Raw genomic sequence first — 20,678 nt, 5'->3', positions numbered from 1 at the left:
TAATTGTTAACAGTTGTTAACTAAACTTAAAAAAAACTTAATTTTCAAGATTTTATAAGTAAATAACTATGTTAATAAATCGAAATAAAAAACTAAAACTTCATTTAAAAACCTTTTTAAAAAAAATTATAGCCATTATTAACACACAATAATAACCAATATTTTTTTTAAATTTTTTAAAATTCTTTTTTGTTGTATTTAATATATGTTGACAACTTTGAAATTTGAAAACAAAAAAAATAAGTTTTATGTTTTTAAACGATTTTAAGTTTTGGATTTAAATTGTCTAGTATTTCTTGAACTTGATCAAAATCGTTTGGATGCACTTTTAGAAGAATACCGCCGTAAGCAAAACTCGCTAAAGGATCAATTGAAACAATGTACTCATTTTCGAAAAAATAATGAATTTCTTCTTGATCGAGGATATGTTTAAGTATCACAATTTCATGTGAATAATTAAAAACAGCTATTGTTTTAAAGTTTTTCATATTCAATTTTTTTTAAAAGGAATAAAGTTATTCTGGGTATATAGCTATTAATAACAAGGTTAACTGAATACAATTTTGTAATTTTAGACTTTTAAGAAAAGAACATGGGTAAAAGATTAAGAAAGCCAAACAAAAAAGAGAAGGATTTCTCAGATAAAATTATAAAAATATTATCACAAAGTAGCAATAAAGCCTTTAATTATAAGCAAATAGCAGCCAAATTAGATTTAGATGACACTCAAAGTCGTAATCAGATCATAAAAGATTTAAAAATATTAGCTGCTACCAAAAAAATTATTGAAACTGAACCTGGTAAATATTTAATAAAAGCAACTAGCAAAGAATATTATGAAGGAACAATTGATATGACGAGTCGAAAAACGGCTTATTTCATTTGTTCTGAATTTGAAGAAGATATTTTTATTCCTTCAAATAATTTGAACCATGCTTTGGATAAAGATACTGTAAAAGTTTATGTTTACAACAAAAGAAGCGGTAGAAGAGTTGAAGGTGAGGTAATTGAAATTTTAGAAAGAGCCAAAATTGACTTTGTTGGAGTTATAGATATTCAAAAGAATTTTGCTTTTGTATCGACTGCAAATCCCAAAATGTACACTGATATTTTTATTCCAAAAGATAAAATAGGGGAGGCCGAACATGGAGATGTCGTTTTGGTTCATATTGAAGATTGGCCTAAAAGAGCAGACAGCCCTTTTGGTAAAGTTATAAAAGTACTCGGTAAACCTGGAGATCATGATACCGAAATTCATGCAATTTTGGCTGAATATGGTTTACCATCCGATTTTCCTATTGAGGTCGAAACGTATGCTCAAAAAATAGATACTTCTATAGAAGCTAGTGAAATAGCCAAACGTCGTGATATGCGTGATACATTGACGTTTACTATTGATCCAAAAGATGCTAAAGATTTTGATGATGCATTGTCTTTCAAAAAATTAGAAAACGGAAATTATGAAATCGGAATCCACATTGCCGATGTTTCACATTATTTAGAAGAAGGAACAATTCTGGATGATGAAGCGTATCAAAGAGCGACTTCAGTGTATTTGGTGGATAGAGTAGTACCTATGTTACCTGAAGTACTATCAAATTTTGCTTGTTCATTGCGTCCTCAGGAAGAAAAATATACATTTTCGGCTGTTTTTGAAATAACTGATAAAGCCAAAGTAGTGAATCAATGGTTTGGGCGAACTGTAATCTATTCGGATCAGCGTTTTGCTTACGAAGAAGCGCAATATATTATCGAAACGAAGGATAACACGATTCCAGTTGAAACGTCTATTACAGGTAGTTCTTACGTGGTTTCGGATGAAATTGTCTCAGCGACGCTTAAAATGGATGAATTAGCCAAAATTTTAAGACGTGACCGAATGAATAATGGAGCAATTTCTTTTGATAAAGTTGAAGTTAAATTCAATTTAGATCAAGAAGGTGAACCAGAAGGAGTTTATTTCAAAATATCAAAAGATGCCAATCATTTGATTGAGGAATTTATGCTTTTAGCTAATAGAAAAGTAGCTGAATATATTGGTAAACAAAAGAAAACCTTTGTGTATCGTATTCACGATGAGCCAAATGAAGATAAATTAATAGCCATGCAAACGGTTATTGCTAAGTTTGGTTATAAAATAGATTTTAGAAATAAAGGTGATATTTCAAAATCGTTGAACAATTTAATGGCAGAAGTTAATGGAAAAAAAGAACAAAATTTAATTGATACTTTAGCTATTCGCTCGATGAGTAAAGCGAAATATTCTACTGATAATATTGGTCATTACGGTTTAGCTTTTGATTATTATAGTCATTTTACTTCACCAATTCGTCGTTATCCTGATGTCATGGTACATCGATTATTGCAATATTATTTAGATGGTGGAAAATCGGTAGATGAAGAAACTTTTGAAACTAAATGTTTGCATTCTTCTAATATGGAAGCATTGGCTACAAATGCCGAAAGAGATTCGATTAAATACATGCAGGTAAAATACATGCAAAATCATAATAATGAGGAATTCTTAGGGGTTATTTCTGGAGTGACCGAATGGGGAATTTATGTAGAGATTGTCGATAATAAATGCGAAGGAATGGTGAGAACTCGCGATATAAAAGAGGATTATTATACTTTCGACGAAAGACAATATGCATTAGTAGGATCTAATTCTAATCGATTATTACAATTGGGAGACGAAATTTTTGTTACTGTAAAAAATGCCGATTTAGTCAAAAAACAATTGGATTTTAATTTTATAAGAAGAAATGAATGAGTTTTAAAATAGATTACTAACAATTTAATTTATTAATGATGAGAAAAATATTTTTAGTTGGTTTAGTGTTACTTTTTCAAGTAACTTTTGGTCAAATCACCATAAAACTGGATGATTTTGATGATGTTAAAACATTTGATAAATTACAAGTTACTTTAATTGCTTCTAATGAAAATAAAGCTGTAATTACGGGTCCAAACGAAAGTAAAGTAGAAGTTGTTAATAAAAATGGACTTCTAAAAATAAGGATGCCACTTACCAAAATGATGACTGGTGATGAAGCAAAAGTGACTATATATTTTAAAAAAATACAAAGCATTGATGCTAATGAAGGAAGTAAAGTTACTTGTGAAGATACTTTTAAGCAAACATCATTTATGGTAGGTGTGCAAGAAGGCGCAAGTGTGTCTGTTGCATTAGATGTGGATAATGTTCGATTTAAGGCTTATTCTGGAGGAGTTATCAATGTGAAAGGTAAATCAGTCACTCAAGATATTTTGATTAATTCTGGAGGAGTTGTGAAAGCGAGTGAGTTTGAAACCGATCAAACTACTGTAAGTCTATCAGCAGGAGGTAGTGCAGATGTAAAAGCGATTTCGCTAGTAGATGCAAAAGTAAAAGCTGGCGGTACAATTAATGTTTATGGAAAACCAAAAGAATTAAGACAGGAAACCTTTGCAGGAGGAAGTATTGTCCAGAAAGATTAAATTTGCAAATAATTTTTAAAGTCATTTTTTAATGATAAACGATATTTTAACAGGCATTCCATGGGGAGTTTTATTAAGTTTCATGATAGGTCCTGTATTTTTTATTTTAATAGAAACTAGTATAATTAAAGGATTTAGAGCAGCTTTAGTTTTTGATTTAGGAGTAGTTCTTGGAGATGTTTTTTTTATAACTATTGCTTACTTAGGTAGTTATAGATTAATACAAAGCTTAAATGATAATTCTGCTTTGTTTATTTTTGGGGGAATTATTATGATGGTTTATGGGTTTATTTCTTTTTTAGGTTTAAAAAAAGAAAAGAAAGTGGATACCAAAACAATCGATAATGAGATTATAAAAAAGAATTATTTCGGACTTTTTTTTAAAGGTTTTTTTCTAAATATTATCAACATTGGTGTTTTAGGTTTTTGGTTGGCAGTAATCATTTCGGTTGGACCAAAATTGAATATGGAAACATCAAGAGTTTTAACTTTTTTTATATCGGTTATCATCACTTATTTAGCTATTGATTGTATAAAAATTGTCTTAGCCAAACAATTAAAGCATAAAATGACTCCTACTAACATATATAAAATTAAACGTGGCATTAGTGTAGTTTTAATGATTTTTGGGCTTGCATTAATTTTTCAAGGTTGGTTTCCAGAAGAAAAACAAATGATAAAAAATACATTTGAAAAGATAGAAAAGTAATTTTTTTAACAATTAGTATAAAATAAAAGCTCTGAATTTCAGGGCTTTTATTTTAAATTTTCATTTAAAAAAGAAAAAAATTTACCATAAAAAAAACCTCTAAATTGCTTTAGAGGTTTCTTGAGGCATCGTCCGGATTCGAACCGGAGTAGGAGCTTTTGCAGAGCCCAGCCTAGCCGCTCGGCCACGACGCCATTACTTGAACGGTTGGCAAAAGTAATTCAAAATTTTAAAGTTTAAAAGTATAAACTTAATTTTTTTATTTTTTTATACTGATTTGTAACTTATAGTCTTATCGTTCTTCTTCCATTTCTAGTGTAACTGACTCAACATCACCGCCAATAGGAGGATTTAATTTTGAAACTGCTACTTTTATTTTGCTAATCATTTCTAATTCAGCTAATGCTCTATCGATAATTCTTTTGGTAACATGTTCTAGTAATTTGGATCGAATAGCCATTTCTTCGACTACAATTTTATTCAAATGAACATAATCAACTGTATCAATAAGATTATCGGTTTCTGATGGTTTTCTAAAATTGGCTTTAATTTCTAAATCTATACTGTAATCTGAACCTATTTTTCCTTCTTCAATTAGACATCCATGATATGAAAAAGTACGGATGTTTTTTAGTTTTATTGTCCCCATTTTAATTTAATTTAAAGTTTAAAATTTCAGGTTTTATGCGACTTAAATAACTTTAAACCTCAAACCTTAAACCTTTTTTTTATCTTTGCTAAAATTACTATAAAAAATGGCATCAGAAGAGAAATCACTTCATTTTATTGAACAAATCATTGAAGAAAATTTAACAAACGGTTTTCCACAAAATAAATTACGTTTTCGTTTTCCACCAGAACCTAATGGTTATTTACACATTGGTCATGCTAAATCAATTTGTTTAAATTTTGGTTTAGGTTTAAAGTATAATGCACCTGTAAATTTGAGATTTGATGATACAAATCCAGCTAAAGAAGAACAGGAATATGTAGATGCTATTAAAGAAGATTTACAATGGTTAGGTTTTAAATGGGCTGAAGAAGTATATGCTTCAGATTATTTCCAGCAATTGTATGATTGGGCTATTGTATTGATTCAAAAGGGAAAAGCTTATGTAGATAGCCAGTCTTCTGAGGAGATGGCAGCTCAAAAAGGAACTCCAACTCAACCTGGAGTTGATAGCCCATATAGAAATCGTTCTATAGAAGAAAATTTGACTCTTTTTGAGGGAATGAAAAATGGAGATTTCAAAAAAGGAACTCATGTTTTGAGAGCGAAAATTGATATGTCTTCTAGCAATATGTTGATGCGTGACCCATTGATGTATAGAATTTTAAATAAGCATCATCATCGTACAGGAAATCAATGGCACATTTATCCAATGTATGATTATGCTCATGGTGAAAGTGATTATATTGAAGGAATTTCGCATTCGATTTGTACTTTAGAATTTGTGATGCATCGTGAATTATACAATTGGTTTCTAGATCAAATTTATGATGAAAATAGAGTACGTCCTCATCAATATGAATTTGCTCGTTTGAATCTGAATTATACAGTTATGAGTAAGCGTAAGCTCTTGCAATTGGTTCAAGAAAATATAGTTAACGGTTGGGATGATCCTCGTATGCCTACCATATCAGGTTTAAGAAGAAGAGGTTACACAGCATCATCCATTAGAAAATTTTGTGATGCTATCGGTGTAGCAAAACGTGAAAATATTATAAACATTTCTCTTTTAGATTTTTGTTTAAGAGAAGATTTGAATAAAACTGCTCCTCGTGTAATGGCTGTTTTAGATCCAGTAAAGGTGGTAATTACCAATTATCCTGAAGGGAAAGAAGAATTATTGGATGCTGAAAACAATCAAGAAGATGAATCAGCTGGTTATAGAAAAGTTCCTTTTTCTCGTGAAATTTATATAGAAAGAGACGATTTCCTTGAGGTTGCACCTGCAAAATTTTTCCGTTTAAGTATAGGAAATGAAGTACGCCTTAAAAATGGTTATATTATTAAAGGAGAGAGTGTTACTAAAGATTCAAACGGAATAATTACTGAAATCGAGGTTACTTACGATACTGATTCTTTAAGTGGAAGTGGGACAGAAGCAAGTAAACGTAAAGTTGCTGGGACTTTGCATTGGGTTTCAATTCAACATGCTTTAGAAGCGGAAGTTCGTTTATATGATCGGTTGTTTATAGATGAAGCTCCTGATAGTTACAAAGAAAAAAGTTTCTTAGATTTTATTAACCCAAATTCTTTAACAGTTGTAAAAGGTTATGTTGAGCCAAGTTTAGTTACAGCTGTTTCTGGAAATCATTTCCAATTTCAAAGATTGGGTTATTTTGTTGCAGATAATGATGCAACTAGTTCAAAATTAGTTTTTAATAAAACTGTTGGACTAAAAGATGCATGGGAAGAAAAAGGAAAAAAAGAGGAAAACAGCATTAATAATTCTTTAAAAGACATCAACAAATATTTTAAAGTAGCTACAAGAGACGAACGTATTGCCATTAGAGAAGCAATAGGGGAGACTTTAGCAGGAATTTCTAATTATAGTTTATTACAAAATTCTTTCAGAAAGAATATTAATAATAATAAGAGTTCATTACTGTTTGCTAATTTTATTTTGAAATACACTAGTTTAAAAACATCAGATTTTGATAAAGAGGATTTAACCAAATTGTATTTAATGTCTCTTCGTAGTGAATCGTCTTTTGTTCGTTCGAGAGCAATTTTGAATTTAACTAATTTAAAATACGATTTAGATTTTGTAAATTCTTTCAAAGATGAAGTTTTAAAATTAAAAACAAATCCAACGAAGAGTACAACCGAGCGAGAAGTTGAATTTATAGAACAATTTTTAAATAAATTATAATTATTAAAATCACTCTTTTGAGTGATTTTTTTTATTATATATTTTAATAATAATTTTTAAATTTTACATCAATTATATTTATTAAAAACAGCTTTCATAAATCAATTTTAAGACGTTTTTATTTTTTGTTTATATAAATTATTATTTTTTAAAATAACATTCATTTAAAGTCTTTATTTAAGTTTTTGCTTTAAAAAAGGACTTTTTTTATTCCTATTAATTCTACTCTTTTAATTTAAATAAATTTTATTTATTGTAATTTACATATTAATTGTATTAAATAATTATTTATTTTTATTATAATTAAATTAATTTTAATCAAAATTTTTTATTAAAAAGGAACTTCATACTTTAGATTTAAGAGAGTTTTTTTTTGTTTTGATGTCTAATATTTGTTTTATTATTTTAGTTTATTAGAAGTCTTTTAATTAGTTTTTTATTCAATTTTTATTAGTTTAACTGCTTGTTAACATAAGTTTGTTGATAAAGTTGTAAATTTAGATATAGTAACTTTTAAAACTTAAATAAAATGTCAAATAACACAGGAAATACAATTATTGCTATTTTAGTTGGTGCAACAATAGGAGCAGGGCTTGGAATTTTATTTGCTCCAGATAAAGGTTCAAAAACTAGAGAAAAAATTAAAGATGGTTTTGATGATTTAAAACATAATCTTGGTGATAAATTACATGAAGTGACCGATAAAATTAAGCACAATGGAATTTTGAGTAAAGATGATATCGATCATAATTATGAAAAAATTGTTTCAAACCTTAGTCATAAAACAGAAGACGTAATTTCATTTTTAGAAAATAAATTAGCAGAACTTAAAGTAAAAAATGCTAAATTACAGAAATAAAATTTAGTCATTATGGCATTTGATGAAATCAGAGAAAATACAGAGGATATTCAAAATCAAGCACATGCTTATTTAGAAAAATCAATCTCATATTATAAATTATGGGGTTTCAAGGTGGCTATGAAATCTACTACCATGATTTTAAAGTTTACTTTGATTTTATTATGTGTCAGTATGGTATTATTATTTGGTTCTGTTGCACTTGCTTTGGCTATAGGAACTTATTACGATAGTTACGCTATTGGTTTCCTTGCCGTTGGTGGTATGTATTTAATTGCAACAATACTTTTATCTTTTATTAAACAAAAAGTGATAGAAGGACCAATTTTAGAAAAATTCTCAGAAATCTTTTTTAATGATTAATTATGGAAGTAAAAAAATATTCATCCTATGCTGATATTGATAGAGATTTAGAGATCTTAAAATTGGAGAAAGAAATTAGTTATCAAAAATTGGTTTTAAGTTTTCAAAAAACTAAAGATTCTGTTACACCTCAAAACATAGTTAAAGGCTTTTTAGCACCTTACAAAGAGGCGATTCCTAATCCATTTAGATCAATTTTAAAGACCGTAACACCTTTTGTCATTAGTTATTTTATGAATAGGAGGTAAAGCGTTTAGAACATAAAAAAAGTCCCATTTTTGGGACTTTTTTGTTTTTATAATGAGGTTATTGCTTTTTGTATTCTTGTTATTGTTTCTTTTTTTCCAATAACTTCAACAATATCAAATAAATGTGGACCTTTTAATGCTCCTACTAAACTTAATCTAAAAGGTTGCATTATTTTTCCCATTCCAATTTCATTTTCGGTCATCCAATTTTTTACAATTGTTTCGATATTTTGCGAACTAAAATCTGTTATTGGATCTAAAACTGTTATTAATTCCTGCATCAAAGTAGGTGTTTCATCTTTCCAATTTTTAGTTGCCTTTTCATCATAAGTAGTTGGTGCTTCAAAAAAGAAGTCACTCATTTCCCAAAAATCGGTTACAAAATTGGCTCTGTCTTTGATTAAAGAAACAATTTTAGTTATTTGATCTAGAGAATATTCAATATTTAATTTTTTGGCTTCGATTACTTTAGAGAATTCTTCAGCCAACAATTTATCTTCTTTTTTCATTAAATATTGGTGATTAAACCATTTGTTCTTTTCTGGATCAAATTTTGCTCCTGATTTGTGAACACGATTCAAATCAAATTTTGAAATTAATTCTTCTAAAGAAAATAATTCTTGTTCTGTTCCATCATTCCAACCTAATAAGGCCAAAAAGTTAACCACTGTTTCTGGGAAAAACCCTTTTTCTCTATAGCCTGATGATATCCCTTCTTTTGTTTTCCATTCTAAAGGAAATACAGGAAATCCCATTTTATCGCCATCTCTTTTGGACAGTTTTCCGTTTCCTATTGGTTTTAAAATCAAAGGCAAGTGTGCAAATTCTGGTGCTTCCCAACCAAAAGCTCTGTATAACATTACGTGTAGTGGCATAGAAGGTAACCATTCTTCACCACGAATTACGTGAGATGTTTCCATCAAATGATCATCTATAATATTAGCTAAATGATAAGTAGGCATTCCATCACTTTTGAATAATACTTTATCATCCAATAAGTTTGTTTCAAATTTTACTTCTCCACGAATGATATCTTGCAAATGCAATGTTTCATTTACTGGAGTTTTAAATCGAATAACATAGTCTTCCTTATTAGCAATTCTTTTAGCAGTTTCTTCAGAAGAAATTACTAATGAAGTATCTAATTTTTCACGATTATGATAATTATAAATGAATGTTTTGCCTTCAGCTTCATGTTGTTTTCTATGCGCATCTAATGTTTCAGGTGTATCAAAAGCATAATAGGCATTTCCAGAAGCAATTAATTGATCTGCATATTGTTTGTAGATATGTTTTCTTTCACTTTGTCTATAAGGTCCAAATTTTTCATTTTTTCCAACTGTTTCTTCTGGAGCAATTCCTAACCATTCTAAAGCTTCTTGAATATATTCTTCAGCACCAGGAACAAATCTAGTTTGATCGGTATCTTCTATACGTAAATAAAAAGTTCCTCCATTTTTTTTGGCAAACAAATAATTGAATAAAGCGGTACGAACTCCGCCAATATGTAAAGGTCCTGTTGGACTTGGTGCAAATCGCACACGAACTGGTTTTGACATTATTGTAGATTTTTTGCAAATATACGATTTCAATTTATCTATGTTATTGTTGTTCCTTAACTGTTTAATATTATGCTTTATTTACCTAATAGGAATCATTAAAATTATTACTTTTATTGGTTATTATAATACTATTTGAATTTTGGAAAGATCTCAATCAATACATCAAAAATTAGAAGCTTTTATAAAAAAGTACTATACCAATGAGTTAATTCGTGGCATTATTTTTTTTATAGGTCTTGGTTTAATTTATTTTTTGATTACGCTTTTTATTGAATATTTTCTTTGGTTAAAACCTCAAGGCCGTACGCTTTTATTTTGGTTTTTTGTCAGTGTAGAAATTATCCTTTTAGTTAGATTCATTTTATTTCCAATATTTAAAATTTTTAAACTAAAACAAGGCATTGATTATAATCAAGCATCAATGATAATTGGCAGACATTTTTCGGAAGTAAAAGATACTTTACTCAATTATTTGCAATTATCTAATTCTAATAAATCTGACGTTAGTTCTGAATTATTATTGGCTTCTATTGAACAAAAAGCGAATGCTTTGCGTCCAATCCCTTTTAGTAAAGCCATCGATTTTTCAACTAATAAACGTTTTTTACCACTTGCTGTAGTGCCTATCCTTTTTTTAATTTTCTTTTTTGTTAGTGGTAATAGCAGTATTATTTCTCAAAGTTTGAATAGGGTAGTGCATTTTAATGCTTCTTTTTTGCCACCAGCTCCTTTTAAATTTGTTGTTTTAAATTCTGATTTGGTTACTGAACAAGGCAAAGATTTTTCTTTAAATGTTAAGATCGAAGGTAAAGTTATTCCTGAAACAGCAATGATTTTTATAGGTAATGAAAGTTATTTTTTAGAATCTGTTAAACCTGGTTTTTTTAGTTTTAAAATTTCGAAGCCGTTTTCTTCTATTAATTTTCATTTAGAAGCTAATAATGTTAGCTCTCCTGATTACAAACTTAAAATAATTGAAGTGCCTACGATTTCTAATTTCCAAATGAAGTTTGTTTACCCTTCTTATTTGAATTTAAAACCATCTATTGTGAAAGGTTCTGGTAACGGAATGATACCTGAGGGAACTCAAGTAACTTGGATTATGAATACTAAGACAACTCAATCGGTTGTTTATAAAGACCAGATTCGAGAATCGTCATTTTCAAAATCTGAAAATGTATTTATTTTATCTAAGAAAATATTGCAAAATACAGAATATCAAATATTTACGTCTAATAATCAGTTAAAAAATTTTGAAAAACTAAATTATCAGTTGCAAGTTGTAAAAGATCAGTTTCCATCAATTACTATTACTAAAGTTCCAGATAATTTAGGTTCAGATAGTGCTTATTTTGTAGGTCAATTGGCTGATGATTATGGATTATCTAAGTTGCAAATTGTTTATTATGAAGCTGGTAATCCCAATAAAGCTAAACGTGGAACAATTAGTATTAAGCATGATATTTTTGACCAATTTGTTTTTAATTTTCCTTCGAATCTTGATGTCGTAAAAGGTTTAAATTATGAATTTTATTTTGAAATTTTTGATAACGATGCTATTCATAACTTTAAAAGTTCTCGTTCTTCTGTTTTTTCAAACCATATTTTATCGCAAGAAGAGAAAGAAAATGCTGCTATTCAAGAGCAAAATAATACAATTAATAGCTTAGCAAAAACACTAGCTAAACAAGAAAAACAATTTTCTGACTTGGATAAAATTCAACAAATGAATAAAGAAAAGAATGAATTGGATTTCAAGGATCGTCAAAAAAACAATGATTTTATAAAAGAACAAATATCTCAGAATGAAAAAATGAATTCTTTTGCTAATAAGATGAAAGAGAATTTAGATAATAATGATAATCATAATTCAGATGAGAAAAAAGAATTACTTCAAAAACGTTTAGAAAACACTAGTTCTGAACTTGATAAAAACAAAAAATTACTAGATGAACTTAATGACTTAAATAAAAAAATTAAAGACGAAGAGTTTGTTGAAAGACTTGATAAATTAAAACAAAACACCAAGAATCAAAATAAGAATTTGTCACAATTGGTTGAGTTAACCAAACGATATTATGTAGAGAAAAAAGCTGAACAGTTAGCTGATAAATTAGATAAATTATCCCAAAAGGAAGATAAATTATCTCAGAATGAAAAAGAAAACTCTGCAGACGAACAACAAAAATTAAATCAAGAATTCAATACTATTCGTGAAGAATTAAAGCAACTCAATAGAGATAATGAAGATTTAAAATCGCCTATGGACATACCATCAGATCTAAATAAAGAAGAATCTATTAAAGATGATTTAAATAAAGCTACTTCAAATTTGCAAAAAAATGATAAAGCAAAAGCAAAATCTAATCAAAAAAATGCTTCCAAAAAAATGAAAGAACTTTCTAAAGCCATGGATCAAGCTATAGAAGATTCTAATAAAAATCAAATAGAGGAGGATGTCAAAATGTTGCGCCAAATTTTAGATAACCTTTTAGCTTATTCTTTTTCTCAAGAAGATGTCATGAATCAATTTAAATCATCTAAAATTAAATCTCCGTCTTACAGTAAATATATTCGTAATCAACAAAATCTAAAGTTACAATTTAAGCATATTGACGATAGCTTATTTGCCTTGTCATTACGCCAACCAAAAATTGCTGAATCTATTACTAAGGAAGTAGCCAATGTTCAATACAATATTGATAAATCTTTAGTAAGTCTCTCTGAATCTCATTTAGGACGAGGATTAGCACAACAACAGTATGCTATTTCTTCAGCTAATAAACTAGCTGATTTATTAAGTGATTCTTTAAATAGTATGCAAATGCAAATGGCTGGTAGTAGTAGTGGAGGTAAACCAAAGCCAGGTCAAGGTTCTGGTAAGCAACTTCAAGATATTATTAAAAAGCAAGGTGAGCTTTCTGATAAAATGAAGGAGGGTATGAGACCTGGAACTAATTCTGATAAAAATCAAAATAAAGGTTCACAATCTGTAAAAGTATCTAATCATAATAGTGAAGGTGATGATGAAGGTGATGCAAAAGCAACGATAGAAATTTATAAAGAACAAAAACAATTACGTGAAGCTTTACAAGAAGAATTAGAAAAAAAAGGTATAGGTAAAAGTGGAAATAATGCTATAGAACAAATGAAACAGTTAGAAAAGCAATTATTAAATCGTGGTTTTACTAACGAAAGTATTCAACGCACCAACGCTATTAAGCAGGAATTATTAAAACTAGATACTGCAATTCGTTTACAAGGAGAAGATTCAAAACGGGAATCTCAAACCAATACTTCTAATTTTAATAACCAAGTTGGTCCACTACCTAAAGAACTAATTGAATATTTAAATAGTGTAGAAATATTAAATAGACAATCGTTACCTTTGCGCTCGAATTTTAATCAAAAGGTGCAAACCTATTTTAATACAAAATGATAAATTTTAATTACGAATCAGATTTTACTTTAGATAACGAAGAATCTATTAGTTTATGGTTAAGTGCTGTTATCAAATCTGAGAATAAGAATGAAGGTGAAATTAATTATATTTTCTGTGATGATGAATATCTTCATAAAATCAACGTTGAATATTTAGATCATGATACTCTAACAGATATTATTAGTTTTGATTATACTATTGGTAATGAAATTAGCGGTGATGTTTTTATATCAATTGAAAGAGTTATAGATAATGCTAAAGATTACAAAACTAGTTTTGATCAAGAATTAAAACGTGTTTTAGTTCATGGTATACTGCATTATTGCGGATATAAAGATAAATCTGATACAGATGAAGTATTAATGCGTAGCAAAGAAGACGAAAAAATCGCTATGTTTCACGTGAAACAATAAAATATAACTTATAAAATTATATAAAAAACTTTTATGTTTTATATAAATTTTATTTTTTCGAAAAATTTAAAGTTCCACGTGGAACGTTTTTTTTCTTATTGTTTTTTTAGAGTTCCACGTGGAACGTTTTAAGTTTACAATTCCTCAATGAGGATTAATATATAAAAAAAAATGTTTTTAGAAGAGTATGATGTAATTGTAGTAGGTGCAGGTCATGCAGGATCAGAGGCCGCGGCAGCGGCTGCAAATTTAGGATCCAAGACACTATTGGTTACAATGAGTTTGCAAAACATTGCACAAATGTCTTGTAATCCTGCTATGGGTGGTATTGCAAAAGGACAGATAGTTCGTGAAATTGATGCGCTAGGTGGGTATTCTGGAATTGTTTCAGATAGAACTGCAATTCAATTTAAAATGTTGAATAAATCAAAAGGTCCTGCAATGTGGTCTCCTAGAGTGCAAAGTGATCGTATGCGTTTTGCTGAAGAATGGAGAATGATGTTGGAAGGAACTCCTAATCTTGATTTTTACCAAGAAATGGTAAAAGGTTTGATTATTGAGAATGGAAAAATAAAAGGTATTAAAACTTCTTTAGGAGTAGAAATTCGTTCTAAATCGGTCGTGTTGACAAATGGTACTTTTTTGAACGGTTTAATACATATTGGAGAAAAACAATTTGGAGGAGGTCGTGCAGGTGAAAGTGCTGCTTTTGGAATTACTGAGGATTTAGTTCGTGCGGGCTTTGAAGCTGGAAGAATGAAAACTGGAACTCCACCTCGTGTAGATGGTCGCTCATTAGATTATTCAAAAATGAATGAAGAAAAGGGGGATGCACATCCAGATAAATTTTCTTATTCTGATTTAACGAAACCTTTAGAGTTTCAAAAGTCGTGTTATATGACTTATACTTCTAATGATGTTCATAATATTTTGAGAGAAGGTTTTGATCGTTCACCAATGTTTAATGGAAGAATAAAAAGTTTAGGACCGCGTTATTGCCCTTCTATTGAAGATAAAATTAATCGATTTGCTGATAAAGAGCGTCATCAATTATTTGTTGAACCTGAAGGATGGAATACTTGTGAAGTTTATGTAAATGGGTTTTCTACTTCTTTACCTGAAGATATTCAGTTTAAAGCTTTACGTACTGTTGCAGGTTTTGAAAAGGTTAAATTTTTTCGTCCAGGTTATGCAATTGAATATGATTATTTTCCACCAACACAATTAAAACATACTTTAGAAACCAAATTAGTCGAAGGTTTATATTTTGCTGGTCAAATTAACGGAACTACGGGTTATGAAGAAGCTGCTTCTCAAGGTTTAATGGCTGGTATCAATGCACATTTAAAAGTTCATGAAAAATCACCACTAATTTTAAAAAGAGATGAAGCTTATATCGGAGTTTTGATTGATGATCTTATTACAAAAGGAACCGAAGAACCTTATCGTATGTTTACTTCTCGTGCTGAGTATAGAACTTTATTGCGTCAAGATAATGCAGATTTTAGATTAACTCCACTTTCGTATGAAATTGGTTTGGCTTCAGAATCTCGTTTACGAAGAATGGAGCATAAATTTAATGAATCTGAAAAAATGGTTACTTTTTTTAAAGAAACAAGCGTAACAGTTGCTGAAACTAATCCTATTCTTGAAGCTAAAGATTCTGCTTTGATTAATCAAGGTGATAAAATGTTTAAAATTTTTTCGAGACCTCAAATTGATCTTGAGGACATTTTAAAATTTGAAAAGGTAAAAGAATATATCAATCAAAATGATTTAGATCAAGAGATTTTGGAGCAAGCCGAAATTCAAGTTAAATATTCAGGTTATATAGAAAAAGAACGTAATAATGCTGATAAGTTGAGTAGGCTAGAAGAAGTAAAAATTCCTGAAAATTTTGATTACAACAAAATCAAGTCTATGTCTATTGAAGCAAAACAAAAATTAAGTAAAATACGTCCTGTTACCATTTCACAGGCCTCTAGAATTAGTGGTGTTTCACCAAGTGACATTTCGGTACTTTTGATCTATATGGGCAGATAACGGTTAGATTGGAATTTTAAAGTGGTTAAATTTTGAATTGTTCCACGTGAAACTTTTTTGGAGTATAAATGTTGGATTGAATAGAAAGTAATAAAATGAAAATAATTCAAACTGCAATTTTATCTCTTGAACAAAAACAAGTTTTATTTGAACTTTGGAATTTTGAGTATCCTGTAAAAGTTACATACAGTCATATTTCAGAATTCGAAAATTATTTAAATGAACTTCCAAATAAATTTCATTATTTGTTACTAGATGATCAAAAACAAGTTTTAGGATGGACTTTTACTTTTACCCGAGATTTAGATAATTGGTTTGTAATTCTAATACGCTCTGAAATCAAAGGAAAAGGGTTTGGCCGAATTTTGTTGAATCAATTAAAAAAGAATAATTCAGCTTTGAATGGATGGGTTATAGACCATGATAAAAATGTGAAATTAAATGGAGAACCGTATAGGTCTCCTTTAGCATTTTATATTAAAAATGGTTTTCAAGTAATAGAGGACATTCGATTAGAAAACGATAAAATATCAGCGGTAAAAATTAGATTTGAGCACAATTAATTTGATCACAATTAATTTGATCACAATAATTAAAATAAAATTACTATTAATTAAATGAATTTATATTCAGTTTGAAAGAGGACTGAAACTAGCACTAAATTAAATAATGGATATTTCACAGCATAAGCTTTTTTTACAAGTCAAAGATCATTCTGTTTCCCAAGAGATTTTTGATCTTTATTTAGATGAAAATTTAGACATGTTAATCACACATCCACAACCCAGTTTGGATGTTTTAGGAAAATACTACGAAAGTGCAGATTATATATCGCATACTGATTCTAAACGTTCATTGTTTGAAAAAGCGTACCATTTTGTAAAAAACATTGCATTAAAAAACAAATTAGATTTAATTAATTCTTACCAAACTTCGAAAGGTTCAATTTTGGACATTGGTGCAGGAACTGGTGATTTTTTATCAGTTGCACAAAATGACGGATGGAAAACAGTAGGTGTAGAGCCAAGTGATAAAGCCAAAACTATTGCCAAAGGTAAAGGTGTTGCCTTTGTAGAGCATACTTCGGAATTGGAATCACATTCATTTGATGTAATTTCAATGTGGCATGTTTTAGAACACGTACCAAATTTAGAGGTTCAAATCAAAGAATTAAAGCGTTTATTGAAGCCTACAGGTACTTTAATTGTGGCTGTTCCTAATTTTAAATCTTTTGATGCCAATTATTATGGAAAATTTTGGGCTGCTTTTGATGTTCCAATTCATTTTTGGCATTTTTCTAAACAAGCTATTCAAATGCTTTTCAGTAATGAAAATATGGTATTAGTGAAGGTTTTACCGATGAAATTTGATTCTTTTTATGTCAGTTTGCTTTCAGAAAAGTATAAAAATGGTAAAATGAATTACATAAAGGCTTTTTTTGTTGGCTTGCAATCTAATTGGAAAGCCAAAAGTTCAAAGGAATATTCATCACATATCTATATTCTTAAAAATAAATAAAAATTATTAATTAATATAAAAATAATAGTTTTTATTGATAATAATTAAATCTGCCAATTTTTAATCTTTTTGTCAATCCTATCTATTTTTTTATATTTTTGTCATCCGTACATTAAAATTGAATTAAAATTAATCATGAAGAGAGTATTATTATTTATCGCAATTTCAGTATCACTTGTTTCTTGTGATAAAAAAGCCGAAGTGAAAACCAATCAATTTAAAACAGCTTATATCGATACAGCTGAATTAATGAAAGAATATACAGAAACGAAAGATTTAGAAGCTAAATACAAAGGACAAGCTGCTGAAAAAGGAAGACAATTAGAAGCCGAAATAAACAGATTTAAACAAGAAGCTGCTAATTTTCAGACTAATGCTCAAGCAAACGGTCAAGAATGGGCTCAGAAAAAAGGGGCTGAATTGCAACGTAGAGAACAACAATTAGCTCAAGCTCAACAAAGTTTGCAAATGCAATTGCAACAAGAAAGCGGTAAAGAAATGGATTCACTTGTAAAAGGAGTAAAAAAATTCATTAAAGATTACGGTAAAGAAAAAGGATATGATTATATCTATGGTACTGGTGATGCTGCTTCTGTTTTGTACGCAAAAGATAGTTATGACATTACTAAAGAAGTAATTAAGCTGTTGAATGAAAAATACAAATCTGCTGCTAAAACAGAGGAAGAAAAAAAATAGTCTTTAAAAAAAATAATGTAAAACCTTCATCTTGAAAAAGAATGGAGGTTTTTTTATTTCTTATCTTTTTCTAATTTCGTTGTAAACTCCATTGGTCATGCAATCTATTTCTGAAGCCGCTTCGTATGCACTTCGTTTTATCAATCAAACGCAACAATCTGTTTTTTTAACTGGTAAAGCTGGTACTGGAAAAACTACGCTTTTAAAAGAAATTATTGCAACAACTCATAAAAAAACAGTAGTTGTTGCTCCAACAGGCATTGCAGCTCTAAATGCTGGAGGTGTCACAATTCATTCTATGTTTCAATTGCCATTTGGAGGTTTCATCCCTGATAATTCTGCACCACAATTTTCAGATACAACAAAGTTTGAAACCAAAGCAACATTGAGAAGACATTTTAAGATGAGCGGTCAAAAACGCGCCGTAATTCAAAATATGGAATTGCTTATTATTGATGAAGTCAGTATGTTACGTGCCGATTTGCTCGATGCGATGGATTTTATGATGCAAACAGTTCGAAAAAAGTCTTTACCCTTTGGAGGAGTACAAGTATTATTTATAGGAGATTTATTACAATTACCTCCCATTATTCGTGATGAAGAATGGAAAACACTACGATCGTATTATCGTGGTAAATTTTTTTTCCATTCGCATGTTATGCAATTATATCCGCCATTGTATATTGAGTTATCTAAAATTTATCGTCAGACCGATGATCGTTTTATTTCGGTTTTGAATAATTTACGCAATAATGAGATCACACAAACTGATATTCAAGTTTTAAACGATTTTGTCCAACCTAATTTTGACCTAAAAGTCAACAAAGGTTATATAACCCTTACTACCCATAATGCTAAGGCTGATATTATAAATGCACAATCTCTTGAAGATTTAGAGGGAAAATCAACTACTTTTTTGCCTGATATAACGGGTGATTTTCCTGAAAAAATTTATCCCATCGATCCAAGCTTGCAATTAAAGATTGGAGCTCAGGTTATGTTTGTAAAAAATGATTTATCTGCAGATAAAAATTATTTTAACGGAAAAATGGGAATCATTAAGACAATGACTTCCAAAGAAATTTGGGTACATTTCCCAGATGAAAATAAAACGATAGAAGTAGATAAATACGAATGGCAGAATATCAGATATACTGTAAACGAGCTGACGAAGGAAATAGATGAGGAAATTTTAGGCTCTTTTGTTCATTATCCATTAAAATTGGCCTGGGCAATTACTGTCCATAAAAGTCAAGGCTTAACTTTTGACAAAGCTGTGCTTGATGTATCGCAAGTTTTTCTGCCTGGGCAAGCCTATGTAGCTTTATCTCGTTTGCGTTCGTTAAACGGCCTTATTTTGCTTTCTCCGTTGCGTATGAATGGTATTTCGAACGATCAGGATGTAATGGACTATGCCGAAAACAAAGCTTCCGATGAAATGTTATCGAATGCTTTGAAAAGGGAAACAAAAAAATTTATACTTAACTATCTCAAAAACTGTTTTAATTGGAATGAATTGGCACAACATTGGCGGAATCACGAGTTTAGCTACAATGAGGAAGCCGAAAATTCTACTAAATCGAAACATGCGATTTGGGCCAAAAGTCAAGCCGCCATTATCTGGCAGTTAGTCGAACCTTCTTCTAAGTTTTTACATCAACTCGACAAGTTATTTCAAAATGAGACACTTCCATTAGAACATATTTCTGATCGTATCAATGCCGCTTTTTTTTATTTTTTTGAACCAATGGATAAATTGCTTTATGAGATTCTTTGGAAATTAGAAGAAGTAAAACGACTCAAAAAAACCAAAGCTTTTCATGACGAATTACAAGAACTTGACGATTTGCAAACCAAAGCTATTTTACAATTGATGAAAGCCAAATTAATGATGGCCACTTTGGTAAATGATGAACCTATTACAAAAGAAGGATTAACATCTACCGAAATTAAGCAATACAAATTCAATAAGATCGAACGGGTTTACGAAGATTTTAAGAAAGCCAATAGTAAACTTATTGAAGATGATAGCGATTCGCAACGTTACGTTAATAAAAAAACTGCTAGTAAAGAAGTTAAAAAAACGACTATCGAAATTACTCATGAATTGTGGTTAGCCAAACATTCTATTCAAGAAATTGCCTTGATGAGAAAATACAATCAAGAAACGATTATGTCTCATCTTACCAAACTGATTCAATCAGGAGCTATCAAAATAGAAGAAGTTTTGCCAGAAGATAAAATTGCTGCTCTGTCTGATGCGTTTGCTGGTTATCAAGAAGAATCTGTTTCTGGTTTAAAAGATCAATACGGAGAAACTTTTAGCTGGGAAGAGCTTAGAATGTTTAAAGCGAGCATTAATCTTCGTTAAAAAAAATAGTTTATTTTTTCTGATTATCCGTTTATGCACCTGTTATATTCGCAATTACTAGTCTGTCAAAGAGTTTGTCTCCAAAATACCGTCTG

The 20,678-nt window shown here is 29.6% G+C and carries 17 protein-coding genes and 1 tRNA gene; 14 read left to right on the top strand and 4 right to left on the bottom strand.

Annotated elements, in window-relative coordinates; genetic code table 11:
• Positions 1 to 254 precede the first annotated feature (254 nt).
• Entirely contained in the window at positions 255 to 488 is a 234-nt protein-coding gene (locus ABEB18_RS15160) for a DUF2007 domain-containing protein (RefSeq protein ID WP_348800168.1), read from the bottom strand.
• Positions 489 to 592: 104 nt separating this feature from the next.
• On the opposite strand from ABEB18_RS15160, the gene rnr reads away from it, so the two are divergent.
• Genes rnr through ABEB18_RS15145 form a run of 3 tightly spaced genes read left to right on the top strand, consistent with a single transcriptional unit; the run spans position 593 to position 4,189 of the window.
• Entirely contained in the window at positions 593 to 2,773 is a 2,181-nt protein-coding gene (rnr, locus tag ABEB18_RS15155) for a ribonuclease R (protein WP_348800167.1), read from the top strand.
• A gap of 38 nt (positions 2,774 to 2,811) precedes the next feature.
• Positions 2,812 to 3,480: a head GIN domain-containing protein gene (locus tag ABEB18_RS15150; RefSeq protein ID WP_348800166.1), complete on the top strand. Its 669-nt coding sequence runs from the start codon at positions 2,812 to 2,814 to the stop codon at positions 3,478 to 3,480.
• 31 nt (positions 3,481 to 3,511) lie between these two features.
• Complete coding sequence (locus tag ABEB18_RS15145; RefSeq protein ID WP_348800165.1) at positions 3,512 to 4,189, top strand: LysE family translocator; 678 nt, start codon at positions 3,512 to 3,514, stop codon at positions 4,187 to 4,189.
• A gap of 123 nt (positions 4,190 to 4,312) precedes the next feature.
• On the opposite strand, the gene ABEB18_RS15140 is transcribed toward ABEB18_RS15145, so the two are convergent.
• Positions 4,313 to 4,383 (bottom strand) — tRNA-Cys (locus tag ABEB18_RS15140).
• 98 nt (positions 4,384 to 4,481) lie between these two features.
• Positions 4,482 to 4,838, bottom strand: a complete 357-nt coding sequence (gene folB, locus ABEB18_RS15135) for a dihydroneopterin aldolase (RefSeq protein WP_348800163.1) — start codon at positions 4,836 to 4,838, stop codon at positions 4,482 to 4,484.
• A 106-nt stretch (positions 4,839 to 4,944) separates the two neighbouring features.
• Here folB and ABEB18_RS15130 point away from each other — a divergent pair, with 106 nt between their 5' ends.
• The 4 genes from ABEB18_RS15130 (at position 4,945) to ABEB18_RS15115 (ending at position 8,538) form a co-directional block, all read left to right on the top strand.
• The gene (locus tag ABEB18_RS15130; protein ID WP_348800162.1) at positions 4,945 to 7,068 is read left to right on the top strand and encodes a glutamine--tRNA ligase/YqeY domain fusion protein; all 2,124 of its coding nucleotides are present in this window, start codon (positions 4,945 to 4,947) and stop codon (positions 7,066 to 7,068) included.
• A gap of 529 nt (positions 7,069 to 7,597) precedes the next feature.
• Positions 7,598 to 7,927 (top strand): YtxH domain-containing protein, encoded by a 330-nt coding sequence (locus tag ABEB18_RS15125; protein WP_348800161.1) that lies wholly within the window; start codon positions 7,598 to 7,600, stop codon positions 7,925 to 7,927.
• Positions 7,928 to 7,939: 12 nt separating this feature from the next.
• Entirely contained in the window at positions 7,940 to 8,290 is a 351-nt protein-coding gene (locus ABEB18_RS15120) for a competence protein (RefSeq protein WP_348800160.1), read from the top strand.
• 2 nt (positions 8,291 to 8,292) lie between these two features.
• On the top strand, positions 8,293 to 8,538 hold the full coding sequence (locus tag ABEB18_RS15115) for a DUF6327 family protein (RefSeq protein WP_348800159.1): 246 nt from the start codon (positions 8,293 to 8,295) through the stop codon (positions 8,536 to 8,538).
• Positions 8,539 to 8,585: 47 nt separating this feature from the next.
• Here ABEB18_RS15115 and gltX read toward each other — a convergent pair whose 3' ends face one another.
• Entirely contained in the window at positions 8,586 to 10,097 is a 1,512-nt protein-coding gene (gene gltX, locus ABEB18_RS15110; RefSeq protein ID WP_348800158.1) for a glutamate--tRNA ligase, read from the bottom strand.
• Positions 10,098 to 10,239: 142 nt separating this feature from the next.
• Between gltX and ABEB18_RS15105 the strand changes: the two genes are divergently transcribed.
• From ABEB18_RS15105 to ABEB18_RS15075, 7 genes are all read left to right on the top strand, one after another.
• A complete protein-coding gene (locus ABEB18_RS15105; protein WP_348800157.1) occupies positions 10,240 to 13,539 on the top strand; it encodes a coiled-coil domain-containing protein in 3,300 nt (1,099 codons plus the stop codon).
• Positions 13,536 to 13,955 (top strand): rRNA maturation RNase YbeY, encoded by a 420-nt coding sequence (gene ybeY, locus ABEB18_RS15100; protein ID WP_348800156.1) that lies wholly within the window; start codon positions 13,536 to 13,538, stop codon positions 13,953 to 13,955. The genes ABEB18_RS15105 and ybeY overlap by 4 nt, the downstream gene beginning before the upstream one ends.
• Before the next feature lie 171 nt (positions 13,956 to 14,126).
• Entirely contained in the window at positions 14,127 to 15,998 is a 1,872-nt protein-coding gene (gene mnmG, locus ABEB18_RS15095) for a tRNA uridine-5-carboxymethylaminomethyl(34) synthesis enzyme MnmG (protein WP_348800155.1), read from the top strand.
• Positions 15,999 to 16,093: 95 nt separating this feature from the next.
• Complete coding sequence (locus ABEB18_RS15090; protein ID WP_348800153.1) at positions 16,094 to 16,561, top strand: hypothetical protein; 468 nt, start codon at positions 16,094 to 16,096, stop codon at positions 16,559 to 16,561.
• A gap of 106 nt (positions 16,562 to 16,667) precedes the next feature.
• Positions 16,668 to 17,516, top strand: a complete 849-nt coding sequence (locus ABEB18_RS15085) for a class I SAM-dependent methyltransferase (protein WP_348800152.1) — start codon at positions 16,668 to 16,670, stop codon at positions 17,514 to 17,516.
• 135 nt (positions 17,517 to 17,651) lie between these two features.
• Positions 17,652 to 18,212 carry an OmpH/Skp family outer membrane protein gene (locus tag ABEB18_RS15080; RefSeq protein WP_348800151.1) on the top strand — a complete coding sequence of 187 codons (561 nt, stop codon included), beginning with the start codon at positions 17,652 to 17,654 and terminating at the stop codon, positions 18,210 to 18,212.
• A gap of 97 nt (positions 18,213 to 18,309) precedes the next feature.
• A complete protein-coding gene (locus ABEB18_RS15075; RefSeq protein WP_348800150.1) occupies positions 18,310 to 20,583 on the top strand; it encodes a helix-turn-helix domain-containing protein in 2,274 nt (757 codons plus the stop codon).
• Positions 20,584 to 20,678: the final 95 nt, after the last annotated feature.

The organism is Flavobacterium adhaerens, from assembly GCF_040045115.1.
In the GTDB taxonomy this organism is placed as follows: domain Bacteria; phylum Bacteroidota; class Bacteroidia; order Flavobacteriales; family Flavobacteriaceae; genus Flavobacterium; species Flavobacterium adhaerens.
Note: the sequence above shows the minus strand (reverse complement) of the source record. Positions and strands in the feature narration are given on the sequence as shown.